The organism is Leifsonia sp. NPDC056824, assembly GCF_042789575.1.
Classification (GTDB): domain Bacteria; phylum Actinomycetota; class Actinomycetes; order Actinomycetales; family Microbacteriaceae; genus Leifsonia.
Genome location: NZ_JBHUAV010000001.1, coordinates 1,691,622 through 1,714,409 on the forward strand (window position 1 = coordinate 1,691,622; position 22,788 = coordinate 1,714,409).

Below are 22,788 nucleotides of genomic sequence, written 5' to 3' on the forward strand. Positions count from 1 at the left end.
GGTGGTCGTCGTCGCTGTCAGCCGAAGGCTTCGACGATCGGGCGGAACTTCATGGTCGTCTCCGCGTACTCCGTGGCGGGGTCGGAGTCGGCCACGATGCCCGCGCCCGCGTAGGCGGTGAGGTCACCGGTCTCGCCGAGCTGCGCGCAGCGCAGGGCGATCGCCCACTCGCCGTCACCGTCCCCGCCGACCCAGCCGACCGGCCCGGCGTACCGCCCGCGGTCGAACGGCTCCAGCTTGCGGATCAGCGCGAGCGCCTCCGGTGTCGGCGTCCCGGCGACGGCGGCCGTCGGGTGGAGCGCGTCCGCCAGGTCGAGCGAGCTCGACCCGTCGCTGAGCGTGCCGGCGATATCGGTCGCGAGGTGCCAGAGGTTCGGCAGCTTGAGGGTGAACGGCTCGTCGCTCGCCCCGAGGTCCGCGCTGTGCGGGCGGAGCGCGTCGAGCACGCTGGAGACGGCGAAGCGGTGTTCGCCCTGGTCCTTGGCCGAACCCGCGAGGGCCAGCGCCGACTCGCGGTCGCTGTCGGCGTCGCGGCCGCGGGACATCGTGCCGGCGAGCACCCGGGCGGTCACTGTGCCGTGGTGCACGCGCACCAGCGTCTCGGGGGAGGACCCGACCAGCCCGTCGACGGCGAACGTCCAGCAGTCGGGGTAGCCGAGGGCCAGCTCCACCAGCGCGCGCCGCACGTCCGACTCGAGCGGCAGGTGCGCGGACAGCTCCCTGGCCAGGACCACCTTGGAGAGGTCGTGCTCGCGGATGCGCGCCACCGCCGTCGCGACGGCGGACTCGTAGCCGCCCTCGTCCAGTCCGGCGGGGAGGAGGCTGAGGCGGTACTCGTCCCCGAACGCGATCGGGCGCGGAAGGTCCTGCGCGCCGCGCGATCGCCGGTCGGACGCGTTCGCCGCCCCGGGGGAGTCGTCCAGCGGCGTGATCCGGGTGATCCAGCTGCGGCCGCCGCGGCGCCCGAGGACGGTCTGCGGAACGATCAGCACGCTCGTGGCCGTGCTCTCGTCGTCGAACGCGAACGTCCCGAACGCGACCAGCCCGGTGCCCGGCGTGCGCACCTCGTCCGAGACGGTCGCCGCCTGGACGGTCGCCCGCCACGCGTCCGACGCCTGCCGGATGCGGTCCGGCCCGCGGAACTCCAGCCGCAGGGCCTCCCCGATGCCGGCGATCCCCTCGCCTTTGCGGACCCACACGAGGGGCCGACGCGAGTCGAGGAAGGGAACGAGATGCCGGACGTCGTCGAGGGGGGTGGTCTCGACCGACAGGGCGGTCACGCCCGTAGCCCGGCGGGTGGTCGAGGGTGCGGTCACCGGACCAGCCTACGCCCGGGCCGCTGGGCGCCGGATGCGCGACGGCTGGGCGTTGGCCCGGTGCCGGATGCCCTGTGCGAGCCCCCGAAATGCACGGCATGTCGGCGCAGCCTAAGCTGGGGGGGTGAGTAAGGCCGACCTCAGCAAGCAGCCCTCCCAGGTCGCCGCCATGTTCGATGAGGTGTCGACCCACTACGACCGGACCAACACCGTCCTCTCGATGGGCAACGCGACGCTGTGGCGGCTGGCGACGACCCGAGCCGTCGGGCCGCGCGCCGGCGAGACGATCCTCGACGTGGCGGCCGGGACCGGCACGTCCAGTGCGTCCCTGGCGCGCAACGGGGCCAGCGTGGTCGCCGCCGATTTCTCGGAGGGCATGATCGAGGTCGGCAGGCGCAGGCAGGCCGGCAACCCGTTCGTCACCTTCGTGCAGGCGGACGCCACGAAGCTCCCGTTCGACGACGACACGTTCGACGCGGTCACGATCTCGTTCGGCCTGCGCAACATCGTCGACCCGCGGGCGGCGCTCGCCGAGTTCTACCGGGTGACCAAGCCGGGCGGCCGGGTCGTGGTGTGCGAGTTCTCCCAGCCTCCTGTGGCCGCGATCCGTGCGGGCTACGGCGCGTACCTGCGCTACGGGATGCCCGTGCTCGCCCGCGTTGCGAGCTCGAACCCGGCGGCGTACGAGTACCTGATGGAGTCCATCGAGGCCTGGCCGAACCAGCCCGCGCTGGCGGCCTGGCTGCGCGAGGCCGGCTTCGAACGCGTGGCCTGGCGCAACCTGACCGCGGGCATCGTGGCGCTGCACCGCGGGTGGAAGCCGGTGGAGGTGGCGAAGCCTGTCGCGAAGAAGCCGGCGGCCAAGAAGCCTGCAGCGAAGAAGCCCGCAGCGAAGGGGCCCGCAGCGAAGAAGCCCACGACCGCCATCCCATCCGAGGGGGAGTAAGTGCCACGTAGCGTTCCGGCCGTGCGGCGACAGGCGTCGCTCAGCAGCCAGCTCGGCCTGACCGAGCGGATCTTCGTCCGCGGCGAGGACCGCCAGGTCGCCAACGCCGTCGACGACGGTCTCGCGCAGGTCGAGGAGGCGCTGCACCGCGAGATGCGGTTCGCCGACAACCTCGCCGACGTCACCACCCGCTACCTTCTGGAGGCCGGCGGCAAGCGCGTCCGCCCGATGCTCACGCTCCTCACCGCACAGCTCGGCGAGGGCAACACCGCGCGCGTCCTGCAGGCAGCACAGGCGGTCGAGATCACTCACCTCGCCTCCCTGTACCACGACGACGTCATGGACGACTCGCAGATGCGGCGCGGTGTGCCAACGGCCCAATTCGTTTGGGGCAACTCCGTCGCGGTCCTCACCGGCGACCTCCTGTTCGCCCGCGCCAGCAAGCTCGTCTCTGCGCTTGGCGAGCGCGCCATCCAGCTCCAGGCCGACACGTTCGAGCGGCTGTGCCTCGGCCAGCTCCACGAGACCATCGGTCCGCAGGACGGCGAGGACCCGATCGCGCACTACATCCGGGTGCTGGAGGACAAGACCGGCTCTCTCATCGCCGTCGCCGCCCAGATGGGCGTGGCGTTCTCGAACGCCGACACCGCCTACGAGCAGCCCGTCGTGACCTTCGGCGAGAAGATCGGTGTCGCCTTCCAGCTCATCGACGACGTCATCGACCTCTCGTCGGTCGGCGTGGCCGAGACCGGCAAGACCCCGGGCAACGACCTCCGCGCCGGCGTCGCTACGCTCCCCGTGCTGAAGCTGCGGGAGCGCGCCGACGCCGACTCCGACGCACGCGCCCTGCTCGAGCGGCTGGAGCGCGACGTCATCGGCACGGCCGAGGATGGCGAGATCACCCCGGAGGCCACCGCAGCCATCGCCGCGCTCCGGGAGCACCCGGTCACCGCGGAGACTCTCGAGGAGGCGCACCGCTGGGCCCGGGAGGCCGTGGAAGCCCTCGAGCCGCTGCCCGACGGCCCCGTGAAGAAGGCGCTCGTGCGGTTCGCCGACACGATCGTCGAACGTTCGAGCTGAGCACGAAGGAATCAACGCATGACCAAACTGCGACTGGCGATCGTCGGCGCCGGCCCGGCCGGGATCTACGCCGCTGACATCCTGCTCAAGGCGGAGCGCGGCTTCGACGTCTCGATCGACCTGTTCGAGGCCCTCCCCGCGCCGTACGGGCTGGTGCGCTACGGCGTCGCGCCCGACCACCCGCGCATCAAGGGCATCATCACCGCGCTGCGCGAAGTGCTCGACCGCGGCGACATCCGGATCTTCGGCAACGTCACCTACGGCGTCGACATCACGCTCGACGACCTGAAGCGCCACTACAACGCGGTGATCTTCGCCACCGGCGCGGTGCACGACTCCGACCTCGACATCCCGGGCATCGACCTCGGCGGCTCGTATGGGGCGGCCGACTTCGTGAGCTGGTTCGACGGCCACCCCGACGTGCCGCGCACCTGGCCGCTGAATGCGAAGTCCGTCGCTGTGATCGGGAACGGCAACGTGGCGCTCGACGTCTCCCGCATCCTGGCGAAGCACGCGGACGACCTGCTGCCGACAGAGATCCCCGACAACGTCTACGACATCCTGAAGGAGTCGCCCGTCACGGACGTGCACGTCTTCGGACGCCGCGGCCCTGCGCAGGTGAAGTTCACGCCCTTGGAGCTCCGCGAGCTCGGCGAGCTGCGTGACGTCGACATGATCCTCTACGAAGAGGACTTCGAGTACGACGAGCACTCCAAGGACGCCATCGCGAGCAACAAGCAGGTGATGGTCATCGACCGCGTGCTGCAGCAGTGGCGGCAGCGTGAGGTGGGCACGGCCTCCCGGCGCCTGCACCTGCACTTCTACGCCAAGCCGCTGGAGGTGCTCGCCGACGAGGACGGGAACGTACGGGCGTACCGCTACGAGCGCACCGAGTCGGACGGCGCCGGCGGTGTGCGCGGGACCGGCGAGATCCGGGAGCTGGAGATCCAGGCGATCTACCGCGCGGTCGGCTACTTCGGGTCGCCGCTGCCCGGTATCCCGTTCGACAAGAAGCACGGCGTCATCCCGAACCACGAGGGCCAGGTGTTGCGCAACCGCGACAACGAGCGGATGTACGGCGTGTATGCGACGGGGTGGATCAAGCGGGGCCCGGTGGGCCTCATCGGTCACACCAAGTCGGATGCGATGGAGACGATCAAGCATGTGATCAACGATCAGGGCAACTGGTGGTCTCCCGCTGACCCCTCCGAGGAATCTGTTGAGAACCTGCTGCGCGAGCGAGGTGTGGAGTACACGAACCTCGAGGGCTGGCACAACCTCGACACCCACGAGCAGGCGCTCGGCGCCGAGCGCGGCCGCGCGCGGATCAAGGTCGTCCCGCGTGAGGAGATGCTGCGCGCGTCGAACGGCACCGCGGTGGAGGCGACGGCGGCGGAGTAGGCCGGGATCCGCCCGTTGGGGCGGACGCCCTCTCGCGTCCCGCCCCTCCGATCTGGCACGCTGGTGACATGGTCGGCCCAGTGGAGTGGCGCCCCGACGTCCTCGGCGCCGGGTTCCAGCAGGCGACGCTCCCGCTCGGCCACGACGCCGAGGGCGAGGTCGTCGCGACGCTCGTGCGCTACGAGCCGTGGCCGCACCTCGCCGACCTCCGGCCCGGCCGTCCGGCCGACGAGACCGACGTGCTGTACGTGCACGGCTGGTCGGACTACTTCTTCCAGACCGGGCTCGCGCGGTTCTGGCACGACCAGGGCGCACGGTTCTTCGCGCTGGACCTGCGCAAGTACGGCCGCAGCCTCCGCCCCGGCCAGACCCCCGGGTTCATCGACTCGCTCGACGCCTACGACGCCGACATCGAGGCGGCGCTCCGCGCGATGGGCCACGCGGAGGGCGAACGGTCGCACCGCCGGCTCATCCTGCTGGGCCACTCGACGGGAGGCCTCACGCTGAGCCTGTGGGCGGACCGGCACCCCGGCCGGGCGTCGGCCGTCATCCTCAACAGCCCGTGGCTGGAGTTCCAGGCGCACTCGGCCGGCCGGGCGATGCTCGCGCCGCTCATGGACCTCCAGTCCCGGATCGAGCCGAAGGCCGCCATGCCGAACGTCGACCTCGGCTTCTACACCCGCTCGGTGTCGCGGACGCTGGACGGCGAGTGGGACTACGACCTGACCTGGCGTCCGGTGCGCGGCTTCGCGGTGCACCCCGCCTGGCTCACCGCCATCCTCGCCGGGCACACCCGCGTCGCGGCCGGGCTCTCGATCGACGTCCCGGTGCTCACGCTGCTCTCATCGCGCTCGACGCTGCTGCCGTACTGGACGACCGACATGCTGAGCTCGGACGTGGTGCTCCTGGTGCAGGACATCGCCGTGCGCGCACTGCGGCTCGCGCCGACCGTGACGGTCGCGCGCATCGACGGCGCGCTGCACGACGTGTTCCTGTCGCAGGAGCCGGCGCGCGTGGCGGCTTACGGGCAGGTCGCCCGCTGGCTGCGCGGAGCGCTCAGCGGAAGTTCACGAACTGCAGGGCCACGTCCAGGTCGGCGCCTTTCAAGAGGGCCATTGTCGCCTGGAGGTCGTCCCGGCTCTTCGAGCTGACGCGGAGCTCGTCGCCCTGGATCTGCGACTTGACACTCTTGGGCGCCTCGTCGCGGATCAGCTTGTTGATCTTCTTGGCGGCGTCCTGCTCGATGCCGTCCTTCAGGCCGACCTCGATGCGGAACTCCTTGCCCGACGGGTAGGGCTTGCCGGTGTCGAGCGACTTGAGGGTGATGCCGCGCTTGATGAACTTGGACTCGAGGACCTCGAGCACCGCCTTCACGCGCTCCTCGGTGTTGCCCTTGAGCAGCACCTTCTCGCCGCTCCACTCGACCGAGGCGCCGACGTTCTTGAAGTCGTAGCGCTGCTCGACCTCCTTGCGGGCCTGGTTGACGGCGTTGTCCGCCTCCATCTTGTCGACCTTGCTGACGACGTCGAACGAGGAGTCTGCCACTGTACTGTTCCTTCCCGCGCAGGTGTCCGGCGATCGGGCCGGACGGCATCCAGTCTACGGGCGGCGCGCGTCGCGCGCGGTGGTCAGGCCGTCTGCTGGAGCTCGGCGTAGTAGGTGACGTGGCAGCCGTCACCGTTGCACTCGACGCAGACGGCGATCTCCTCGGAGTGCTGACGGGGGTCGGCGCCCGTCCCGTCGCATCGTTCGCAAATCTCCAACGTTCTCATGCCCCCGATTGTGCGCGCGGCCACCGACATCGGCGGCAGGAGCCGGGGAGTGTCGCGAAGTCGCGGGCGGCCGCGCGGATTCTGCTGTGGGCGGAATCCGAAAATCGGATCGGCGCGGACGCAGGCGTCCGGCTTAGGCTTCAGGCATGTTGATGCGGCACGCGATCGGCTCCGTGCTCCGCCGCTTGCGGACGGAGCGGGGCGCGACGCTGCGCGAGCTCTCGGAGACCTCGCGCATCAGCATCCCGTACCTGTCGGAGATCGAACGCGGCCGCAAGGAGGCGTCGTCCGAGATCCTCGCGGCGCTGTGCCGTGTGCTCGATGTGACCGAGGGGGAGCTGCTGTCGGAGGTCGTGGCGGAGTTCGCGCGCGTCGAGGTGCTGAGCCTGGTCCCGGAGCGGGTCCACGCGGCGGCGGTTGTCGATGAGCACGCGGTGTCCGACGCTGCCCAGCCCGTGCTGCTGGCCGCCTGAGCCTCCCGCGCGCCGTGCCGCTCAGCCGGCGAGCGCCCGCGTCGAGCCGATGACCTCGTCCACGAAGCCGTAATCCCTGGCCTCGTCGGCGGTGAACCAGCGGTCGCGGTCGCCGTCCTCGATGATCTGCTCGACCGACTTGCCGGTCTGCTCGCTGGTCAGCTCCGCCATCCTGCGCTTGAAGTGCAGGATCTGCTTCGCCTGGGTCTGGATGTCCGCACTCGTGCCGCCGAACCCGCCGTGCGGCTGGTGCATCACGATGGACGAGTTCGGGAGCGCATACCGCTTGCCCGGCGCGCCGGACGACAGCAGGAACTGCCCCATCGAGGCCGCGAAACCCAGCGCGACGGTCGCCACGTCGGCGCGGACGAAGTTCATCGTGTCGTAGACGGCGAACCCCGCGGTGATGGAGCCGCCAGGCGAGTTGATGTAGAGGAAGATGTCGCGATCGGAGGCGATGGAGTCGAGCAGCAGGAGCTGCGCGCAGACCTCGCCGGCCGACTCGTCGTTCACTTCGGTGCCGAGGAACACGATGCGCTCCTTGAGCAGCCGCTGCACGGGGGAGAAGGTCTCAGGAGTGGTCATGGCGTCATCCTGCGACCGGGGGTGAGCGTTTGTCGCGTGGTTCTGCCGTGTGCGAATTCGCGGGAGGCAGACAGGCGGTTGTTGGTGCGGCCCGGCCGATTTCGTGAGACGGCGCGCGCCGAGTATTCTTACATGGCGCCTTTGCGGCGCATGGCGAGTTACCCAAGCGGCCAAAGGGATCTGACTGTAAATCAGCCGGCGTAGCCTTCGGGGGTTCGAATCCCTCACTCGCCACGTTTGTACGAAGGGGACCCGATTGATCGGGTCCCCTTCGTCGTTCTATCGCTACGGGGTCATGCCCTGCCGAATCCAGGTCTCAACGGCCCAGATGATGTTGTAGAGGTTCCACGGGGCGACGTCGTAGGTGTCCCACGGCTGACCCACCCGCGAGGTCCACTCGGGAACGCGGCAGCAGACGCGGTGGCCGAAAACACGGAAGAGCGTGTCGCAGGCGAGGCGTCGAGGTCTCGACGGCGCGGCAGACGTGTGGTCGCCGTCGACAAGACGGACGAGAAAATTATCGAGCGCAGACTTCATAGGGTCTCCCTATTCGGTGTCGCCGGCCGCCGAATGCGGCTAGCGTTGCGTCGCGCTCATGCCGCAAGGATAGCCGCAAGCATGTGAATAGTGTTCGCACCCGATCGATGCCAGGCTTGTCCCCATGCCCACCCCCAACGAGCTGCTCGAGATCGCCACCACCGTCGCGCGTCGCGCCGCCGCTCTCGCGCTGCAGCGCCGCAGGGACGGGGTGGAGATCGCGGCCTCCAAGTCGACCATCACCGACATCGTCACGCGCGCCGACCAGGAGGCCGAGGACCTGATCCGCGGCGCGCTGGAGGCGTCGCGGCCGCGGGACGGGTTCCTCGGGGAGGAGTCCGGCGGCGAGCGGGGGAGCAGCGGGCTCACCTGGGTGGTCGACCCGATCGACGGGACGGTCAACTACTTCTACGACATCCCGGCCTGGGCGGTCAGCGTCGCCGTCGTGGAGGGCGACCCCGATCCGGCGACGTGGCGGACGCTGGCCGGGGCGGTCGTGAATCCGTCGACCGGGGAAGTGTTCACCGCGTCCCTGGGAGGTGGTGCCCGGTTGAACGGCGAGCCGATCCGGGTCAATGAGGGGGTGGAGTTGCCGCTCGCGCTCGTCGGGACCGGGTTCGGGTACGACCCGGAGATCCGGCGCAAGCAGGCGGCGTTCGTGACCGAGCTGATCCCGCAGGTGCGCGACGTCCGGCGGATCGGGGCGGCCTCCCTCGACCTGTGCTCTGTCGCGTGCGGGCGGCTCGACGCCTACTACGAGCGTGGGCTGAACCCGTGGGATCACGCGGCCGGCGCGCTCATCGCGCAGGAGGCGGGGGCGACGGTCGGCGGGCTGGACGGTGCTCCGGCCGGCAAGGCGCTGCTGCTCGCGGCGGCGCCCGGCCTGTACGGGCAGCTCGACCCGCTGGTGCAGGCGTACTACCAGCGCTGGGAGTGACCGGCCGGCCTCCCGAGTGGTGAGGCAGTTACCGTTTCGTTATATTGGGTCGGGTGCCCCAGACCCCGACCCGCCGCGAGTTCCGGCAGCGTGAGCGAGCGGCCCAGCGGGCACGCGAGCCGCGCTTCGGCCGCGGGGTGAGCACGCTCGCGATGCTCTCGGTCCTCGGGATCGCGGTCGCGACCACGGTCCCGGCGATGGCGCTCCTGACCGAGGACCAGATCCGCGCGCGCACCGCCTCGGCCACGTTCTCCAGCGCTCCTGCGTCGGAGGGGGAGGTCCAGGCGCTCGACAGCATCGCTCCGGCCGACCGGGAGGCGATCGTCCGCGACGGGGGTGCCGCGACCTCCGGCGACCAGCTCGCAGCGCTGCGGTCGATGCGGATCGCGGACACCTTCCGCAACAACCCGGCGGGCGCCATCCAGTGGCCGTTCCCGGTCGGCGTGCCGATCACCTCCGGGTTCGGGCCGCGCGCGGCGCCGACCGAGGGGGCCTCCACCGATCACCGCGGTGTGGACTTCGCGCCTGGGGACGGCGTGCCCATCCAGATCATCGCCGACGGCGTGGTGCGGGAGGTCGTGACCGGCGACCGCGGCGGCTGCGGCGTGAACGTCACCATCGACCACCGGATCGACGGGCGGCTGGTCAGCAGCAAGTACTGCCATATGCAGACGGGATCGGTGCGGGTCGCCGAGGGTCAACAGGTGCGGGTGGCCGACATCGTGGGCAGGGTGGGGAACACCGGGGTCTCGACGGGGCCGCACCTCCACTTCGAGATCCGGCTGGACGGTACCGAGGCGGTCGATCCTGTTGTGTGGCTGCGGGCCAACGCGAGTTGAGGGGCGTGGGTAACGGAGGAGATCCGGGCCGCCACGCCGGGCGGGGACAGCTAACGGAGGAGACCCGGGCCTGATCGGGGTGGATCTCCTCCGTTGGGGGCGGCTGTCAGACGAGCCAGGCGGTGGTGTCCTGTGGGAGCATGCCGTCCTGCAGCGGGCCGCTGGCCAGGATGACGGTGCCCTCGGGCAGCGGCAGCGGGGCCCTGCCGAAGTTGACGGCGACGGTGACCTTCCCGGAGCGGAACAGCAGCGCGTCCGCGCCGGCGTTCGACCACTGCAGCTCGCCGAACGCGAGGTCGTGCTCGCGGCGGGCGGCCAGCGCCTCCTGGTACATGCTCAGCGTCGAGCCGGGCACGCCCTCCTGCGACGAGCGGGTGTACTCCGCCCAGGTCGCGGGCTGGGGCAGCCAGCTCTTCGGGCCGGGGCCGAAACCGTACGACGGGTCGGCGCCCTCCCACGGGATGGGCACGCGGCAGCCGTCGCGGCCGTAGCGCTCGCCGTTCGTGCGGAACCAGGTGGGGTCCTGGCGGGCGTCGTCGGGGAGGTCGATGGCCTCCGGGAGGCCGAGCTCCTCACCCTGGTACAGGTACGCCGAGCCGGGGAGCGCGAGCATGAGGGCCGTCGCGGCGCGGGCGCGGCGCAGGGCGAAGGCCGGGTCCGGGATGCCGGTCGACGTCGGGCCGATGCCGTGACCCTGCGGGTTGTCGCCGGTCAGGGCCAGCCGGGTGGCGTGCCGGACGACGTCGTGGTTGGAGAGCACCCAGGTGCTCGGAGCGCCGACGCTGCCGAACACGGCGATCGAGCGGTCGATCACCGCACGGAGCGCGACCGCGTCCCACGGCGTCTCCAGATAGCCGAAGTTGAAGGTCTGCTGCATCTCGTCGGGGCGGACCCAGTTGGCGAGCTTCTCCATCGGCTCCACCCAGGCCTCGCCGCAGAGCACGCGGTCGCCCTCGTACTCGTCGAGGACCGTGTGCCAGTCGCGGTAGATGTCGTGGACGCCGTCCTGCCCGAAGTACGGGGGCGTGACGGGCTCGCCCTCGGCGTGCGCGCTGATCTGCGGCTCCAGCACGATGCCGCCGGTCGTGGTCGCGATCGCGCCGCCGCCCATGCTGCCGGCATTCGCGGGCGGGGTGTAGTCGGGGAGGCCGGCCTCCTTGATCATGCCGTGGGCGACGTCCACGCGGAAGCCGTCGACGCCGCGGTCCAGCCAGAACCGCAGCACGCCGCGGAACTGCTCCCGCACCCACGGGTTCTCCCAGTCGAAGTCGGGCTGCGACTTGTCGAACAGGTGGAGGTACCACTGTCCGTGGGTGCCGTCGGCCTCGGTGATGCGGGTCCAGGCGGGGCCGCCGAAGATGGACTCCCAGTTGTTGGGGGCCTCGTCGCCGTTCGCGCCCGTGCCGTCGCGGAACAGGTAGCGGGCGCGCTCTGCACTGCCCGGAGCCGAGGCGAGGGCCTCCTGGAACCAGACGTGGTCGCTGGAGGAGTGGTTGGGGACGATGTCGATGATGACGCGCAGCCCGAGCCCGTGCGCCGTCTCCAGCATCGTGTCGAAGTCGGCGAGCGTGCCGAAGCTGGGGTCGACGTCGCGATAGTCGGCCACGTCGTAGCCGGCGTCGTTCTGGGGCGACGTGAAGAACGGCGACAGCCACACGGCGTCGACGCCCAGGTCGCGCAGCGCGGGGAGGCGGCTGGTGATGCCGTTGAGGTCGCCCATGCCGTCGCCGTCGGCGTCCGCGAAGGAGCGCGGGTACACCTGGTAGATGACGGCGGAGCGCCACCACTCGCGGCCGGGGGTACTGGGCGAGAGCGTGCGGGAGGATTCGAAAGTAATGGGGATCACCTGTCTTGGCTTCAGGACGGGGAGTCGCTGCGGGCACGCGTGGCGGGAACGATCGGGGGGCGCCGTCGTTCCTCGCACGCCGCCGCTTGCGGCACCGGGATCGGCGCGCCGACGTCGGCGCTGGCAGCAATGCTAGCCCCCTCGACTGGGTGCGGGCTTGTGTGACGGGCTGCGCGGCGTGAACGGGGCGCGTGCAGACTAGCGCGACGGAGTGAGCCAGTGCGACGGACGGTGAAGTGCGGCGGGCAGCCGGGTGCTCGCATCCCCTCGTGCCGCGTCGACCTGGGGCTGAGTGAGGTAGATGGCGCGGTCGAGGACGGTGCCTTCCAGCCGGGCATCGCGGAGGTCGGCGCCGATGAGCTCGGCGGCGGTCAGGTCGGCGTCGCGGAGGTCGGCGCCGATCAGGAGGGAGCCGCGCAGCTCGGCGCCGCGGAGGTCGGCGCCGCGCAGGTCCGCGCCGAGGAGGTGGGCTCCGGGGGAGAGGCGGGAGCGCTTGACGCGGAGCGGGGTGGAGGTGCGTCGGGGTTCGCGGGTCGCTGCCTCGCTCGCTGCCTCGCGGGTCAGCCGGGCGGCCTCCCGGAGCAGGGCTGCCGCGGGGGCGCGGAGTTCGTCGACGTCGAGTTCGAGGATGAGCGCCGGGGCCGCGTCGGCCGCTGCTGCGACCTCGTCCCAGGAGGCACGCAACGCGTCGTGGAGCGGCGCCGCGGCCGGCATCGCGAGAGCCTCGCGGAGGTACCAGAGCAGCTCGTGGAGCTGACGGACGATCGGGAAGACGGCGAACGTTTCGGCGCGGACGCCCGCGTCGTCGCGCCACGACCGGCCGCCGAAGGTGTGGCCGGTGACGAGCTGGCCGGCGCCGAAGCAGTCGAACACCGTGCAGCCCTTGAAGCCGCGCTCGCGGAGCTGCGGGTGGATGCGGCAGCCGAAGCCGTCCTCCAGGTTCACGCACTCCTCGCCTGCCGGCTTGTCGAACGCGAAGTCCGCGGAGCGGGCGAAGGCGAGCGCGACGCAGCAGAGCCCCGAGCAGGAGGCGCAGTCGGCGGCGAGAGCGCGCTCGGGTGCGAGGGCGGGGGACATTCCTCCACAGTAGGGCTGCGCGTGTGACCTCTCCACATCTTCGACACATTCGGAATAGCCACGGACACCCCGCGTTAGCGTGGAAGGACAGCCACGAAAGGATCACGGAATGACTTCACCGCGCCGCGCCATCGGAACCTCCGACCTCCAGGTCTTCCCTCTCTCACTGGGCGGAAACGTCTTCGGCTGGACGGCCGACCGCGACACGTCCTTCGCGGTGCTCGACGCCTACACGGCGGCGGGCGGCAACTTCGTGGACACCGCGGACGGCTACTCGGCCTGGGTGCCGGGCAACACCGGCGGCGACTCGGAGCGCATCCTCGGCGAGTGGTTCACGGCCCGCGGCCGACGCGACGACGTCGTGCTCGCGACCAAGGTCAGCCAGCACCCCGACTTCAAGGGACTGGCCGCCGACAACATCCGCCGCGCCGCCGACGCCTCCCTCGAGCGCCTGCAGAGCGATTACATCGACCTCTATTACGCGCACTTCGACGACCAGTCGGTGCCGCTGGAGGAGACCGTCGCCGCGCTCTCCGGTTTGGTGGACGCGGGCAAGGTCCGCCACATCGCCATCTCGAACTACTCCCCGGAGCGCATCGAGGAGTGGTTTGCGATCACCGAGCGCGAAGGCCTCCACCGTGCGGTCGCCCTCCAGCCGCACTACAACCTGGTCGAGCGCGCCTACGAGGAGAAGTACCGCCCGATCGTCGAGCGCGAGGGCCTCGGTGTTATGCCGTACTTCGCGCTCGCCGCAGGCTTCCTGACCGGCAAGTACCGCGACGGCGTGACCGTCGACAGCCCCCGCGCCGGCGGCGCCGCCAAGTACCTGGACGAGACCGGCCGCAGCGTACTCGCCGCCCTGGACGAGGTCTCCGCCGCGCACGGCGTCTCCGTCGCGACCACCGCTCTCGCCTGGCTCGCCGCCCAGCCGACCATCACCGCGCCGATCGCGAGCGCCCGCACGCTGGAGCAGCTCCCCGACCTCCTGGCCTCGGTGGACCTCGTGCTGACCGCCGACGAACTGGACGCGCTCGACGGCGCCTCGGAGGCAGCCAAGGCCGCGTGATCCCGGTGTGATCCGGGGGTTCGGGTGGTATTTGGCACCCTCGCGAGGATGGTATCCTCGTACGGTTGCCGAAAACGGCCCGGACCATTCCGGATGCCCGGCTTCGCCCCCTTAGCTCATTGGTAGAGCACTTCCTTGGTAAGGAAGAGGTAGTGGGTCCGATTCCCACAGGGGGCTCCGTCTCCCGGTCGCGACACCGGGAGGCTACGGCGGGGTAGCTCAGGTGGTTAGAGCACACGGCTCATAATCGTGGTGTCGCGGGTTCGAGTCCCGCCCTCGCTACAAAACCAGTGAATCACTGGGAACGGCGGCTGTTGAACAGCCGCCGTTTTGTCGTTTGATGGGACGATTCGCCCTAGTCATCCAGTCCCTCGCGCCAGCCGGCCTCGAATGCTTCAGTGCCGCGGAGGGGCCCGAGATGGCGGTCGGCGAGAATGGCGTCGAACGGGTGCGGAGCCACACCCAGCGAGCGACGCAAGCGGGCGGCTCTGGCCGCGAGGGCGCCGGCCCGGCGGGGATCGCCCGTCCGGGCTGCGACATGAGCCTGACCCTCGAGGGTCTCGGCGAGGCCCCAGCGGTCGTCGGCGTCCCTGACGATCGCGAGGCTGTCCTCGAGCTCTCGGGTCGCGCCGTCGAGGTCTCTGGTGAGGAGCCGGACTGCCGCCAGGTGCCTGAGCGCGCGGGCCTGGTACGTCTCGTCGCCGAGTTCGGCGAACATGTCTCGCGCCGCGGAGAATCGGCGGCCTGCCTCGACAAGGTGGCCTGAGTGGGTGAGCCCTGCGCCGTCGTTGAGCGTCGATATGGCTACGAGCCACGGTTCGCCGGCAAGCCCCCGTGCGAGCTCGGACGCCTCGCCCAGCAGCGCGGAAGCTTCGAGAGCTCGACGGTCGGCGAGGGCGATCATGCCGCGGAGAGTGAGCGCGTTGCGTCGTTCGACCGCTCCGACGACCTCGGCAAGGCGTCGCAGCTCGCTCGCGTGGAGCCGCGCCTCGGCGTAGTCGCCCTGGTGGTACGCGAGCCAGCCCGCGCCCCACCGGGCACGGGCAACGAGGGCGGGATCTGCGTCACCCGCAGAGGCCATGGCGGTGCGAAGCCATGCTCGCCCCTCCGAGAGCCCGCCCTCCCACAGCCAGAACATCCACAGCGAGGTGGCCAGCCGCAACGCCTCCGCTCCCCGGCCGGAGTCGGTGAACCGGCGGAACGCCAGGCGGAGGTTGCCGAGGTCTGCCGAGGTCTCCTTGTGGGCTCCGCGCTGGCCCGTCTGCCTGATCGCGGTAGCCGCGGATTCGGCAGCGCCGAGGAAGAATCCGGCATGGCGGGCCCGGGCGCTGTCGTCATCGCCGGATTCCACGGCCCTCGCTGCCCCGAACTCCCGGACGGCGTCGAGCATCCGGTACCGCCCATGCGCGTCGGTCGGTGACGGCGCGACCGTCAGGCTCTGGTCCACGAGGTCGCTCACGTCAGGAAGCGGGTCGCGGTCGAGGACGGCGCGGGCAGCGGCGAGCGTCCAGCCGTCGAACACCGCGAGCTGCTCGAGGGCCTGCCGCGCCGTCTGTCCGAGCAGCGAATAGCTCCACGCGACGGTGGCCTCGATCGTGCGGTGCCGTACGTCATCGTCGACAGGTCCGCCGGTGAGGATCTCGAGCTGGTGGCCCAACCGCTTCAGGAGGTCTTCCAGGCCGAGGTGGGCGACGCGGGCGGCGGCGAGCTCGAGGGCGAGCGGGACCCCTTGCATCCGCGCGCAGATCTCGTCCACGAGGTGCAGCGAGCCCGAGAGGTCGGTTCCCGGCCGCGCGGCTGCGGCGCGCTCGACGAACAGCTCGCGTGCTGAGGGCGCCACGAGTGGTTCGACCGGCTGGAGGTGCTCCGCGACCAGCCGCAACGGCGTCCGGCTGGTTGCCAGAACGCTCGTGTGAGGGCAGCGTGCCAGGATCTCCCCGACGAGCGGCGCCGCGCCGACGACGCCTTCGAAGGTGTCACAGACCAGGAGCAGCCGGCGGTCCCCGATCGCGGCGCACACCATGTCTTCCACAGTTCCGTGCGCGATGTTGGCGCCGACCGCGGTCGCGACGGCGAGGCCGGCCGCGTCGGCGTCGCGGCAGCTCGCGAGCTGGACGAAGGCCACCCCATCCTCGAACAGCGGCGCACACACCTCGGCCGCAGCGAGGGCAAGCCTGGTCTTGCCTACCCCGCCGGGACCCGTCAGGGTCACCAGCCTCGTCGCGGGGTCGCGAAGGAGGGCGACGAGGACGTCCAGGGCCTCTGTGCGCCCGAGCAGCGGGGTCTGGTAGCCAGGCAGCGCCGCCATCCGGCCGCCGGGTCCGACGATCCCGCGGGCAAGGGCAGCGAATTGCTCCTTCTGTGCCTCGCCCAATCCGAGCGCATCGGCAACCCGCGCAGCGGTGGCCGGATAGAGCCGTCGGCGAAGACCGCGCTCTGCATCGCTCACGGCACGAGCGCTGATGCCGGCACGCTCGGCGAGTTCCTCCTGGGTCAGCCCAGCTGCGGTGCGCAGCCGACGGAGCTGATGGGACAACGCCGCCTCTGCCTCCATGGGAACCTTCCTTCAACGCCAAGGCTAGGCCAACTCGGTGGGTAAGTCGGTGGGTTCACGTCGTGGTCCCAGACCTCCGAGCGGAGCACGATGACTTCACCGGAAACTCTGAAGGAGGACCACATGTCAGCAGAATCGCGCACCCTCGTACGCCGCATGTACGACGAGGTGCTCAACGAACGATCCCTCGAGGTGATCGATCAGATCGCCGTCGAGGACTACATCGAAAACGACCCGATGCCCGGACAGGGCGGAGGCCGGTCAGGACTGCGCGATCGCGTGTCGATGCTCGTGACGGCGCTCGAACCGCGCTTCACAGTCGAGGACGTGATCGCAGAAGGCGATCGCATCGTCGTCCGTTGGCGAAACCGCGGGACGCACGTTGAGCCGTTCCTTGGGCTCCCCGCCTCAGGCAGGCAGTTCGACATCGCCGGCATCGACATCTACCGCGTTGCCGGCGGCCGCCTCGCCGAGCACTGGCATGTCGTCGATCAGCTCGCGATGCTCACCCAGCTCGGGTTCATCCCATCGCCCGAAGGAGCGACACCGTGAACTCTGAGCGAACGACGGCGCTCTCACTGCCCGCGCCCGTCGAAGATTCCCCGCCGGTCGCCCCGCCAGCCGTGCTGCATCAATAGAGCTCTTCCCCGGTTCCCGTGACTCGAATCCGTCCTGATTTCGGGATAGTGACGGTGATCGACGATGGCCGCCCCGTTTCGGCGCCCTGCTCTATGGTCACTTCCCCGGGCGCTGCGAGGTGGCCGCCCTGACGCAGGTACTCGCCGAGTCCCGCTGCGGCCGAACCGGTCGCTGGATCCTCCCGTATTCCTCCGCGAGGGAACGGGTTCCGGCTTGCGAAACGGGCCCCGGAGATCCGATGGACGACGGGAATGGTGCCGTCCCAGCCCTGACTGTCCTGAAGGCGCAGCACGGCCTCGGCGTCGTGGTCGAGTCGATTGAGCACGCCGCCCCGGACGGGGACGAGCGGATGTGGATTGCCGCCGCGGATGAACGCGGGCGGCAGCGCGGGATCCAGGTCCGAGGGCGTCAGTCGGAGCGCATCGAGAAGCTCGACCAGCGCCTCGGGGTCTAGGGGTTCGACGGACGTTTCCACAGCCGTCAGGGTCGCTCGATCTGGTGAGACCTCAACCGGCACGACACCCACATTCGTCGACAGCGCGACCATGCTGGCGGCGCCCTGTCGCGCGAGGACGACCCCCGACGCGATGGTCGCGTGACCGCAAAACGCAATCTCGGCCCGCGGGGTGAAGTAGCGCACACGCGCGGAATCGGGAGCGATGTCGAACAAGAACGCTGTCTCGCTGAAGCCGAGGTCGGCTGCGATCGTGAGCATGTCGGCCTCGGACAGCGACTCTGCGTCGATGACGACGCCGGCCGGGTTCCCAGATTGTGCGTCATCGGGCCGGGTGAAAGCGCGGAATCGCAGGATCTCCATGAAACCGTTCTATTGCCACGGCGCTCCTTAGGTCGCGGGCCAATCCTGAATTGCTGGACTCATCTGCGGAGTGCGGGCGGCGTTGGAGCTGTCCTTCACCGAGGGCCCACGAACTCGAACGCCTCGCCTGCCACGTCGGTCCACTCGAGGTCGGACGACGCGTCCACGGACAACCACTCGCGCATCGGCCGTCCCCGGCGTCCGTCGTAGTGATCTCCGAGACCCTCGCGCACCAGCTCCCGTACCCGGTCGGCGGGGAGCTTCACAATGAGCCGATCGTTCGAGAGGAAGGCGAAGATCCTCCCGTTTCGGCGGAGGCTGGCGGAGCCGAACCCGCCGCCGCCCTGTGGGACGGTCACCTCGGGAACGGCGACATAGAGCGCGACGAGGTCGGCGAACCGTTCGTGTGGATTCACGCTCCGATGATCGCGCGCACCACCGACAGCCATCGCGACCGCAGCCGATCAGCGGGCCGGGCGCCTCCACGTCGACCACAGCGCCGCCGCGATCAGGAGGGGCTGGAAGGCGAGTCGGACGAGCCGCTTACGATCCGTGTCGAGCCCGAATGCATCCCGGCGATGTCGCCACTGCGAGAGGTTGCCGGGAAAGACCGCCGTGAAGAACGCCGCGGCGACCCAGCCCATCGTCCTTCGCCAGGGCGAGGCCACCAGCGCCGTCCCCAACGCGATCTCGGCAGCGCCGGACAGCACGACCGTGGTGTCGTCGTCGATCGGGACGAACTCCGGAACCAGCGCAGAGAACTCCCGACGCGCGAAGGTGAGATGGCTCAGTCCGGCGAAGACCAAGGCCGAACCGAGAAGCACGCGAACGAGAGTTCGAAGATGAGACATGCCTGCCATCGTGGCCCACAACGGCCGACGTTGGAATGGTTGCCGCTCATTCCTCCCGAGGAGTAAATTCGCGGCCAGCCGGGGGAAGGCCAATATGAGGGACCGCGGTCTCTTGGACCCGTCGCAACAGATGGTCGGCCCATGTGATCCCTCTTCCAAAAGAAGAGAAGAGAGACAGGGATCGATCATGTCCAAAAGATTATGGAGTTCTGTCGCGGCCGCCGGCCTGCTTTGCGTGGCCGCGATTTTCGTTGGAGCCACGCCGGCGTCGGCGACGACAACCCAAACCGTCCATTCCACTCAGATCAGCGGGGACATCCCCGTGACCTGCGACGGTCCCGGCGACACCGCCTACGCGGGCACGGGCAATTCGGTGTTCCACATCACTGTCAACAACGCGGGAGACTCGTGGGTGACCGGTACCCAGGAGGGAACCGTGACCCTGCAGACGACGTGGGGCGGCGTGACCGGCCTCTGGACAGGTCACATGGCGACGTGGTTCGGCGACGAGTCCAACAACAAGAACAACGTGAATCACGCGACGTTCGATTTCCATGGAACCAGCACGGCTGATCCGACGAAGTCGATCAGCATCCACGCGGCACTTCAAGTCACGTTCAACGCGAACCTGGTCATGACGGTCAACAACGCCACGATCAGCTGTCGCTGACCTGCAGGAAATGCTTCAGAGAGCCCGGCCGTCGGCCGGGCTCTTCGACTGCACCCTGAACAGGGCGCTCACCCCTTGAGCGCCCCCGAGAGCACCCCGTCGATGAACTTGCGCTGGAAGATCACATAGAGGATGAGGATCGGCAGCGCGACCAGGATCGCCCCAGCAGACATCAGGTTGACCTGCTGCGTGTACCGGGTCGCGAACTGCCCGAGGGCGACCGTGACCGGGAGTTGGTCCGGGTTGTTCACGAGCACGAACGCGAGGAAGTAGTCGTTCCAGACCCACATGAAGGTCAGGATGCCCAGCGTGATGATCGCCGGAACGGTGATCGGCAGCACGATCTTCCGCAGGGTCTGGAAGTCGCTCGCACCGTCGATCCGCGCGGCCTCGAGGATCGCCGGCGGGATCGCGCGGAACGACGCTCTCATCCAGAAGACCCCGAAGCTCATGCTGAGACCGGTCTGCGCGATGATCAGCGCCGTCAGGGTGCTGGCGAACGGGGTGGCCTTCATCGCGAGGTAGAGCGGCACGATGATGCCCTCGAGGGGGATCATGATTCCCGCGAGGAACACCGTGAACACCCACTTGTGCCCGGGTGCGAGCAGGATGCCGAGGCCGTAGGCGGCCAGCGGGGCGAGGACGAGTGTGAGCAGCACAGTGGTGCCGCTGACCAGCGTGCTGTTCAGGAGGTGATCGGCGAAGTCCGCTCCCTGCCACGCCCGGAGGAAGTTCGAGAACCGGAGCTGGCCGAGGTCGATGCCGCCGCTCTGGTTCGGGCTGAGTGACGCGCCGAGCAGGAGCACCAGCGGAATGAGGACGACCGCCGCGAACACGATGAGGACGAAGTAGTTGAGCGTGCGTTCGGCGCGACTGATCATAGGGATTTCCGATCGGTGATCTTCACGATGATGAGCGAGATGAGAAGTGAGGCGACCGCGAGCGTCACGCCGATGGCGGAGGCGGCTCCGACGTTCCCGTAGACGAACGCCTGGTTGTAGAGCAGCACGGCCGGGGTGAGGCTCGACGAACCCGGTCCGCCCTTGGTGGTCAGCCAGACGAGGTCGAAGACGCGCAGCGCGCCGATCAGGGTCAGCGTCAGCACCACGGCGAGCTGGGGGATGAGGCCGGGGAGCGTCACCGAGAAGAACTCGCGCACCGGGCCGGCGCCGTCCACGCGCGCGGCGTCGTAGAGCTCACCGGGGATGTTGCCCGTCCCGGCGACGAACATCAGCATGCACATGCCCATCGCGGTCCAGGTGCCGGCGAGCCCGAGCACGGGAAGTGTCCACTGGAAGCTCCCGAGCCAGGGCTGCACCCAGGTGCCGAGCCCGACCGCGGTCAGGGCGTCGTTGATGATGCCGCCGGTCGAGAAGAGCTGCCGCCAGATCACGACGATCACCACGGACGTCAGCACCTGCGGGATGAAGATCACCGACCGGAAGAAGCCGGAGCCTCTGACGCTGGAACGCGAGACCAGCGCCGCCGAGATCAACCCGAGGACGATGGGCAGGAGCGAGAAGAAGACCACCAGCACGCCGGTGTGGGAGAGCGCCTCGCCGATGTCCGGGTCGGTCAGGAAGCTGAGGTAGTTGGTGGCCCCGACGAACGTGGCGCGGGAGACGCCGTCCCAGTTGAAGAGCGAGAACCACACGCTCTGCAGCGTGGGCGACAGCACGACGTACGCGTAGAACCCGAGGGCCGGGATGATGTAGAGCCACGCGATGATCCCGCGCTTGACGAGTCGCCACCGGTTGCCTGGGCGGCGGGAGGGGGCCGCACCGGCCCGAGCCGGTGCGACCTCCTTCGTTGGTGCGGCCGAGGGCGCCGGGGCGACCTCTTCGGTCGGAATCATCCTCAAGGACACGTCGGCCGCCTCGTTACTTCTTGGTCGCCCGGAAGGTGTTGTACTCCGCCTGCGCTGCGGACGTGACGCCCGCCGGAGGCAGCGAACCGTTCAGCAGGAGCGCGACGTTCTTGGTCATCACGCCGGACATCTGCGGGGTGGTCCAGTTGAAGTACGGCACGTACCCGTTGGACTTGGTCACCTGGCTGAGCACCTTGAGCCCGTCGTTCATCATGGGTGAGCTGGTGTTCGCGGAGTAGTTGCCGTAGGCGGGGATGAGCCCGTTGTCGATGGCGATCTGACCCGCGTCCTTGGACGCCATGAAGTTGAGGAACAGGGCGGCCGCGTCCTTCACCTTCGACTTCTCGGCGATCGAGAAGTTCTGCGACGTCGAGGCGACGGAGGTCACCGGGGCCGAGTCGCCGCGGGGCATCGTGAACATGCCGAACTTGTCCTCCTGCGCCTGGTCGGTGAAGGGCAGGAAGCCGGAGTACCAGAAGTAGAACAGTCCGTTCCCGTTGACGAAGCTCTGGCTCGCGTCGCCGGAGGCGGTGCCGACGAAGTTCTTCGGGTAGTAGCCCGCCTTCATCCAGTCGACGTACTTCTGTGAGGCCTCGGTCAGCGCGGTGTTCTCCGCGTTGCCGCTGCCCTTCGAGAACACGAAGTCGGCGACTCCGTTGCCCTTGGCGAGCGACGCCTGCAGCGCGTTCAGCATCGGGAGGGCGCTCCAGCCGTCCTGGACGCCGAGCTGGATCGGCGTGATCCCCGCGGCCTTCGCCTTAGCGGCGTCCGCTTCGAAATCGGACATCGTGGTCGGGACGGACACGCCCAGCTTCTTCATCAGCGCACGGTCGTAGAAGACCGTGATGAGTCCGCCCTGGTTGATCGGAACGCCGAACGCGCTCCCCTCGCCGATGTTCTTCCCGTCGGTGGTCACGAGTCCGTGCTTGTACAGGGAGGCGGGGATGGTCTTGTCCCAGCCGTAGGCCTTCGCGTACCCGTCGAGGTTCGCGATCAGGTTCTCGGAGGAGAAGTCCCCGATGCCGTTCCAGCCGTTGTTGGCCGGCACGATGTCCGGTGTCGCGGCGTCGGCCAGCCGGAGCTTCAGCGTCGACGACGGGTCGGCTACCGATTCGGTCTTGATGGTGACGTTCGGGTACTTCTTCTCGAACGTCTTGACGATCTGGGTGTACCAGCGGTCGATCGGGGAGGTGTTGTCGGAGTAGGTGTTCAACACCTTGACCGTCGCCTTCCCGATCTGCCCGGGGTCGGTGACGACCTTGCCGGAGGCGGCGGACCCGCTCGCGGCGTCGGACCCGGGGGTGCAGCCGGCCAGGGCCAGCATCAGTGCGATCGCGCCGGCAGTGCCGACAACGGCTCTCTTCACGAATAACTCCTTCGTTATCTGACAGATTCGGGACGGCCGGTCCTGGGTAGATCGGTGCCCCCGCAGAGGGCGGGGAGGAGGCGACCGAGTGTCACCGTATCAGAAAAAACGTTTTTGTGAAATGATGTCCACAACGACATGGGAACAAG

Annotated in this window: 24 protein-coding genes and 3 tRNA genes; 13 read left to right on the forward strand and 14 right to left on the reverse strand. The window is 69.4% G+C overall.

What is annotated here, in order from left to right; genetic code table 11:
- Positions 1-17: 17 nt before the first annotated feature.
- Positions 18-1,316 carry an isochorismate synthase MenF gene (locus ACFRFH_RS08545; RefSeq protein ID WP_382462552.1) on the reverse strand — a complete coding sequence of 433 codons (1,299 nt, stop codon included), beginning with the start codon at positions 1,314-1,316 and terminating at the stop codon, positions 18-20.
- A gap of 124 nt (positions 1,317-1,440) precedes the next feature.
- Here ACFRFH_RS08545 and ACFRFH_RS08550 point away from each other — a divergent pair, with 124 nt between their 5' ends.
- The 4 genes from ACFRFH_RS08550 to ACFRFH_RS08565 all read left to right on the forward strand — a co-directional run bounded on the left by ACFRFH_RS08550 (position 1,441) and on the right by ACFRFH_RS08565 (position 5,894).
- The gene (locus ACFRFH_RS08550) at positions 1,441-2,262 is read left to right on the forward strand and encodes a demethylmenaquinone methyltransferase (protein ID WP_382462553.1); all 822 of its coding nucleotides are present in this window, start codon (positions 1,441-1,443) and stop codon (positions 2,260-2,262) included.
- The gene (locus ACFRFH_RS08555; RefSeq protein ID WP_382462554.1) at positions 2,263-3,342 is read left to right on the forward strand and encodes a polyprenyl synthetase family protein; all 1,080 of its coding nucleotides are present in this window, start codon (positions 2,263-2,265) and stop codon (positions 3,340-3,342) included.
- A gap of 18 nt (positions 3,343-3,360) precedes the next feature.
- Positions 3,361-4,743 (forward strand): FAD-dependent oxidoreductase, encoded by a 1,383-nt coding sequence (locus ACFRFH_RS08560; RefSeq protein WP_382462555.1) that lies wholly within the window; start codon positions 3,361-3,363, stop codon positions 4,741-4,743.
- A gap of 68 nt (positions 4,744-4,811) precedes the next feature.
- Positions 4,812-5,894 (forward strand): alpha/beta hydrolase, encoded by a 1,083-nt coding sequence (locus tag ACFRFH_RS08565; RefSeq protein ID WP_382462556.1) that lies wholly within the window; start codon positions 4,812-4,814, stop codon positions 5,892-5,894.
- Here the strand turns inward: ACFRFH_RS08565 and ACFRFH_RS08570 are convergent.
- A complete protein-coding gene (locus ACFRFH_RS08570; RefSeq protein WP_370055954.1) occupies positions 5,800-6,288 on the reverse strand; it encodes a YajQ family cyclic di-GMP-binding protein in 489 nt (162 codons plus the stop codon). The two genes, ACFRFH_RS08565 and ACFRFH_RS08570, sit on opposite strands and share 95 nt — an antisense overlap.
- An 83-nt stretch (positions 6,289-6,371) precedes the next feature.
- A complete protein-coding gene (locus ACFRFH_RS08575; RefSeq protein ID WP_345840153.1) occupies positions 6,372-6,515 on the reverse strand; it encodes a hypothetical protein in 144 nt (47 codons plus the stop codon).
- A 146-nt stretch (positions 6,516-6,661) separates the two neighbouring features.
- Between ACFRFH_RS08575 and ACFRFH_RS08580 the strand changes: the two genes are divergently transcribed.
- Positions 6,662-6,988, forward strand: a complete 327-nt coding sequence (locus ACFRFH_RS08580) for a helix-turn-helix domain-containing protein (protein ID WP_382462557.1) — start codon at positions 6,662-6,664, stop codon at positions 6,986-6,988.
- A 21-nt stretch (positions 6,989-7,009) separates the two neighbouring features.
- Here the strand turns inward: ACFRFH_RS08580 and ACFRFH_RS08585 are convergent, their stop codons facing one another.
- Positions 7,010-7,630 carry an ATP-dependent Clp protease proteolytic subunit gene (locus tag ACFRFH_RS08585; protein WP_382462745.1) on the reverse strand — a complete coding sequence of 207 codons (621 nt, stop codon included), beginning with the start codon at positions 7,628-7,630 and terminating at the stop codon, positions 7,010-7,012.
- A 95-nt stretch (positions 7,631-7,725) separates the two neighbouring features.
- Here ACFRFH_RS08585 and ACFRFH_RS08590 point away from each other — a divergent pair.
- A tRNA-Tyr gene (locus tag ACFRFH_RS08590) sits at positions 7,726-7,807 on the forward strand.
- Positions 7,808-7,858: 51 nt separating this feature from the next.
- On the opposite strand, the gene ACFRFH_RS08595 is transcribed toward ACFRFH_RS08590, so the two are convergent.
- The gene (locus ACFRFH_RS08595) at positions 7,859-8,110 is read right to left on the reverse strand and encodes a hypothetical protein (protein WP_382462558.1); all 252 of its coding nucleotides are present in this window, start codon (positions 8,108-8,110) and stop codon (positions 7,859-7,861) included.
- 124 nt (positions 8,111-8,234) lie between these two features.
- Here ACFRFH_RS08595 and ACFRFH_RS08600 point away from each other — a divergent pair, with 124 nt between their 5' ends.
- Positions 8,235-9,047 carry an inositol monophosphatase family protein gene (locus ACFRFH_RS08600; RefSeq protein ID WP_382462559.1) on the forward strand — a complete coding sequence of 271 codons (813 nt, stop codon included), beginning with the start codon at positions 8,235-8,237 and terminating at the stop codon, positions 9,045-9,047.
- 53 nt (positions 9,048-9,100) lie between these two features.
- Positions 9,101-9,886, forward strand: a complete 786-nt coding sequence (locus ACFRFH_RS08605; protein WP_382462560.1) for a M23 family metallopeptidase — start codon at positions 9,101-9,103, stop codon at positions 9,884-9,886.
- A 106-nt stretch (positions 9,887-9,992) separates the two neighbouring features.
- On the opposite strand, the gene ACFRFH_RS08610 is transcribed toward ACFRFH_RS08605, so the two are convergent.
- Together ACFRFH_RS08610 and ACFRFH_RS08615 are read right to left on the reverse strand one after the other, a co-directional pair.
- Positions 9,993-11,729 carry a glycoside hydrolase family 13 protein gene (locus ACFRFH_RS08610; RefSeq protein WP_382462746.1) on the reverse strand — a complete coding sequence of 579 codons (1,737 nt, stop codon included), beginning with the start codon at positions 11,727-11,729 and terminating at the stop codon, positions 9,993-9,995.
- A gap of 201 nt (positions 11,730-11,930) precedes the next feature.
- A complete protein-coding gene (locus tag ACFRFH_RS08615; protein WP_382462561.1) occupies positions 11,931-12,809 on the reverse strand; it encodes a pentapeptide repeat-containing protein in 879 nt (292 codons plus the stop codon).
- Positions 12,810-12,918: 109 nt separating this feature from the next.
- Here ACFRFH_RS08615 and ACFRFH_RS08620 point away from each other — a divergent pair, with 109 nt between their 5' ends.
- From ACFRFH_RS08620 to ACFRFH_RS08630, 3 genes are all read left to right on the forward strand, one after another.
- Positions 12,919-13,875: an aldo/keto reductase gene (locus ACFRFH_RS08620; RefSeq protein WP_382462562.1), complete on the forward strand. Its 957-nt coding sequence runs from the start codon at positions 12,919-12,921 to the stop codon at positions 13,873-13,875.
- 105 nt (positions 13,876-13,980) lie between these two features.
- Positions 13,981-14,052, forward strand: a tRNA-Thr gene (locus ACFRFH_RS08625).
- A 31-nt stretch (positions 14,053-14,083) separates the two neighbouring features.
- A tRNA-Met gene (locus ACFRFH_RS08630) sits at positions 14,084-14,157 on the forward strand.
- A 73-nt stretch (positions 14,158-14,230) separates the two neighbouring features.
- On the opposite strand, the gene ACFRFH_RS08635 is transcribed toward ACFRFH_RS08630, so the two are convergent.
- On the reverse strand, positions 14,231-16,429 hold the full coding sequence (locus ACFRFH_RS08635; protein WP_382462563.1) for an ATP-binding protein: 2,199 nt from the start codon (positions 16,427-16,429) through the stop codon (positions 14,231-14,233).
- 123 nt (positions 16,430-16,552) lie between these two features.
- On the opposite strand from ACFRFH_RS08635, the gene ACFRFH_RS08640 reads away from it, so the two are divergent.
- A complete protein-coding gene (locus ACFRFH_RS08640; protein WP_382462564.1) occupies positions 16,553-16,981 on the forward strand; it encodes an ester cyclase in 429 nt (142 codons plus the stop codon).
- Between the two features lie 79 nt (positions 16,982-17,060).
- Here ACFRFH_RS08640 and ACFRFH_RS08645 read toward each other — a convergent pair whose 3' ends face one another.
- From ACFRFH_RS08645 to ACFRFH_RS08655, 3 genes are all read right to left on the reverse strand, one after another.
- Positions 17,061-17,885 (reverse strand): PhzF family phenazine biosynthesis protein, encoded by an 825-nt coding sequence (locus ACFRFH_RS08645; RefSeq protein WP_382462565.1) that lies wholly within the window; start codon positions 17,883-17,885, stop codon positions 17,061-17,063.
- A gap of 95 nt (positions 17,886-17,980) precedes the next feature.
- On the reverse strand, positions 17,981-18,301 hold the full coding sequence (locus tag ACFRFH_RS08650) for a hypothetical protein (protein WP_382462566.1): 321 nt from the start codon (positions 18,299-18,301) through the stop codon (positions 17,981-17,983).
- 48 nt (positions 18,302-18,349) lie between these two features.
- Positions 18,350-18,745 (reverse strand): MauE/DoxX family redox-associated membrane protein, encoded by a 396-nt coding sequence (locus ACFRFH_RS08655; RefSeq protein WP_382462747.1) that lies wholly within the window; start codon positions 18,743-18,745, stop codon positions 18,350-18,352.
- A gap of 178 nt (positions 18,746-18,923) precedes the next feature.
- Here ACFRFH_RS08655 and ACFRFH_RS08660 point away from each other — a divergent pair, with 178 nt between their 5' ends.
- Positions 18,924-19,406, forward strand: a complete 483-nt coding sequence (locus ACFRFH_RS08660; RefSeq protein ID WP_382462567.1) for a hypothetical protein — start codon at positions 18,924-18,926, stop codon at positions 19,404-19,406.
- 68 nt (positions 19,407-19,474) lie between these two features.
- Here ACFRFH_RS08660 and ACFRFH_RS08665 read toward each other — a convergent pair whose 3' ends face one another.
- Genes ACFRFH_RS08665 through ACFRFH_RS08675 form a run of 3 tightly spaced genes read right to left on the reverse strand, consistent with a single transcriptional unit; the run spans position 19,475 to position 22,639 of the window.
- Complete coding sequence (locus ACFRFH_RS08665) at positions 19,475-20,287, reverse strand: carbohydrate ABC transporter permease (protein ID WP_382462568.1); 813 nt, start codon at positions 20,285-20,287, stop codon at positions 19,475-19,477.
- Positions 20,284-21,261 (reverse strand): carbohydrate ABC transporter permease, encoded by a 978-nt coding sequence (locus ACFRFH_RS08670; RefSeq protein WP_382462569.1) that lies wholly within the window; start codon positions 21,259-21,261, stop codon positions 20,284-20,286. Before ACFRFH_RS08670 ends, ACFRFH_RS08665 begins: the two co-directional genes overlap by 4 nt.
- A gap of 25 nt (positions 21,262-21,286) precedes the next feature.
- The gene (locus ACFRFH_RS08675) at positions 21,287-22,639 is read right to left on the reverse strand and encodes an ABC transporter substrate-binding protein (protein WP_382462570.1); all 1,353 of its coding nucleotides are present in this window, start codon (positions 22,637-22,639) and stop codon (positions 21,287-21,289) included.
- Positions 22,640-22,788: the final 149 nt, after the last annotated feature.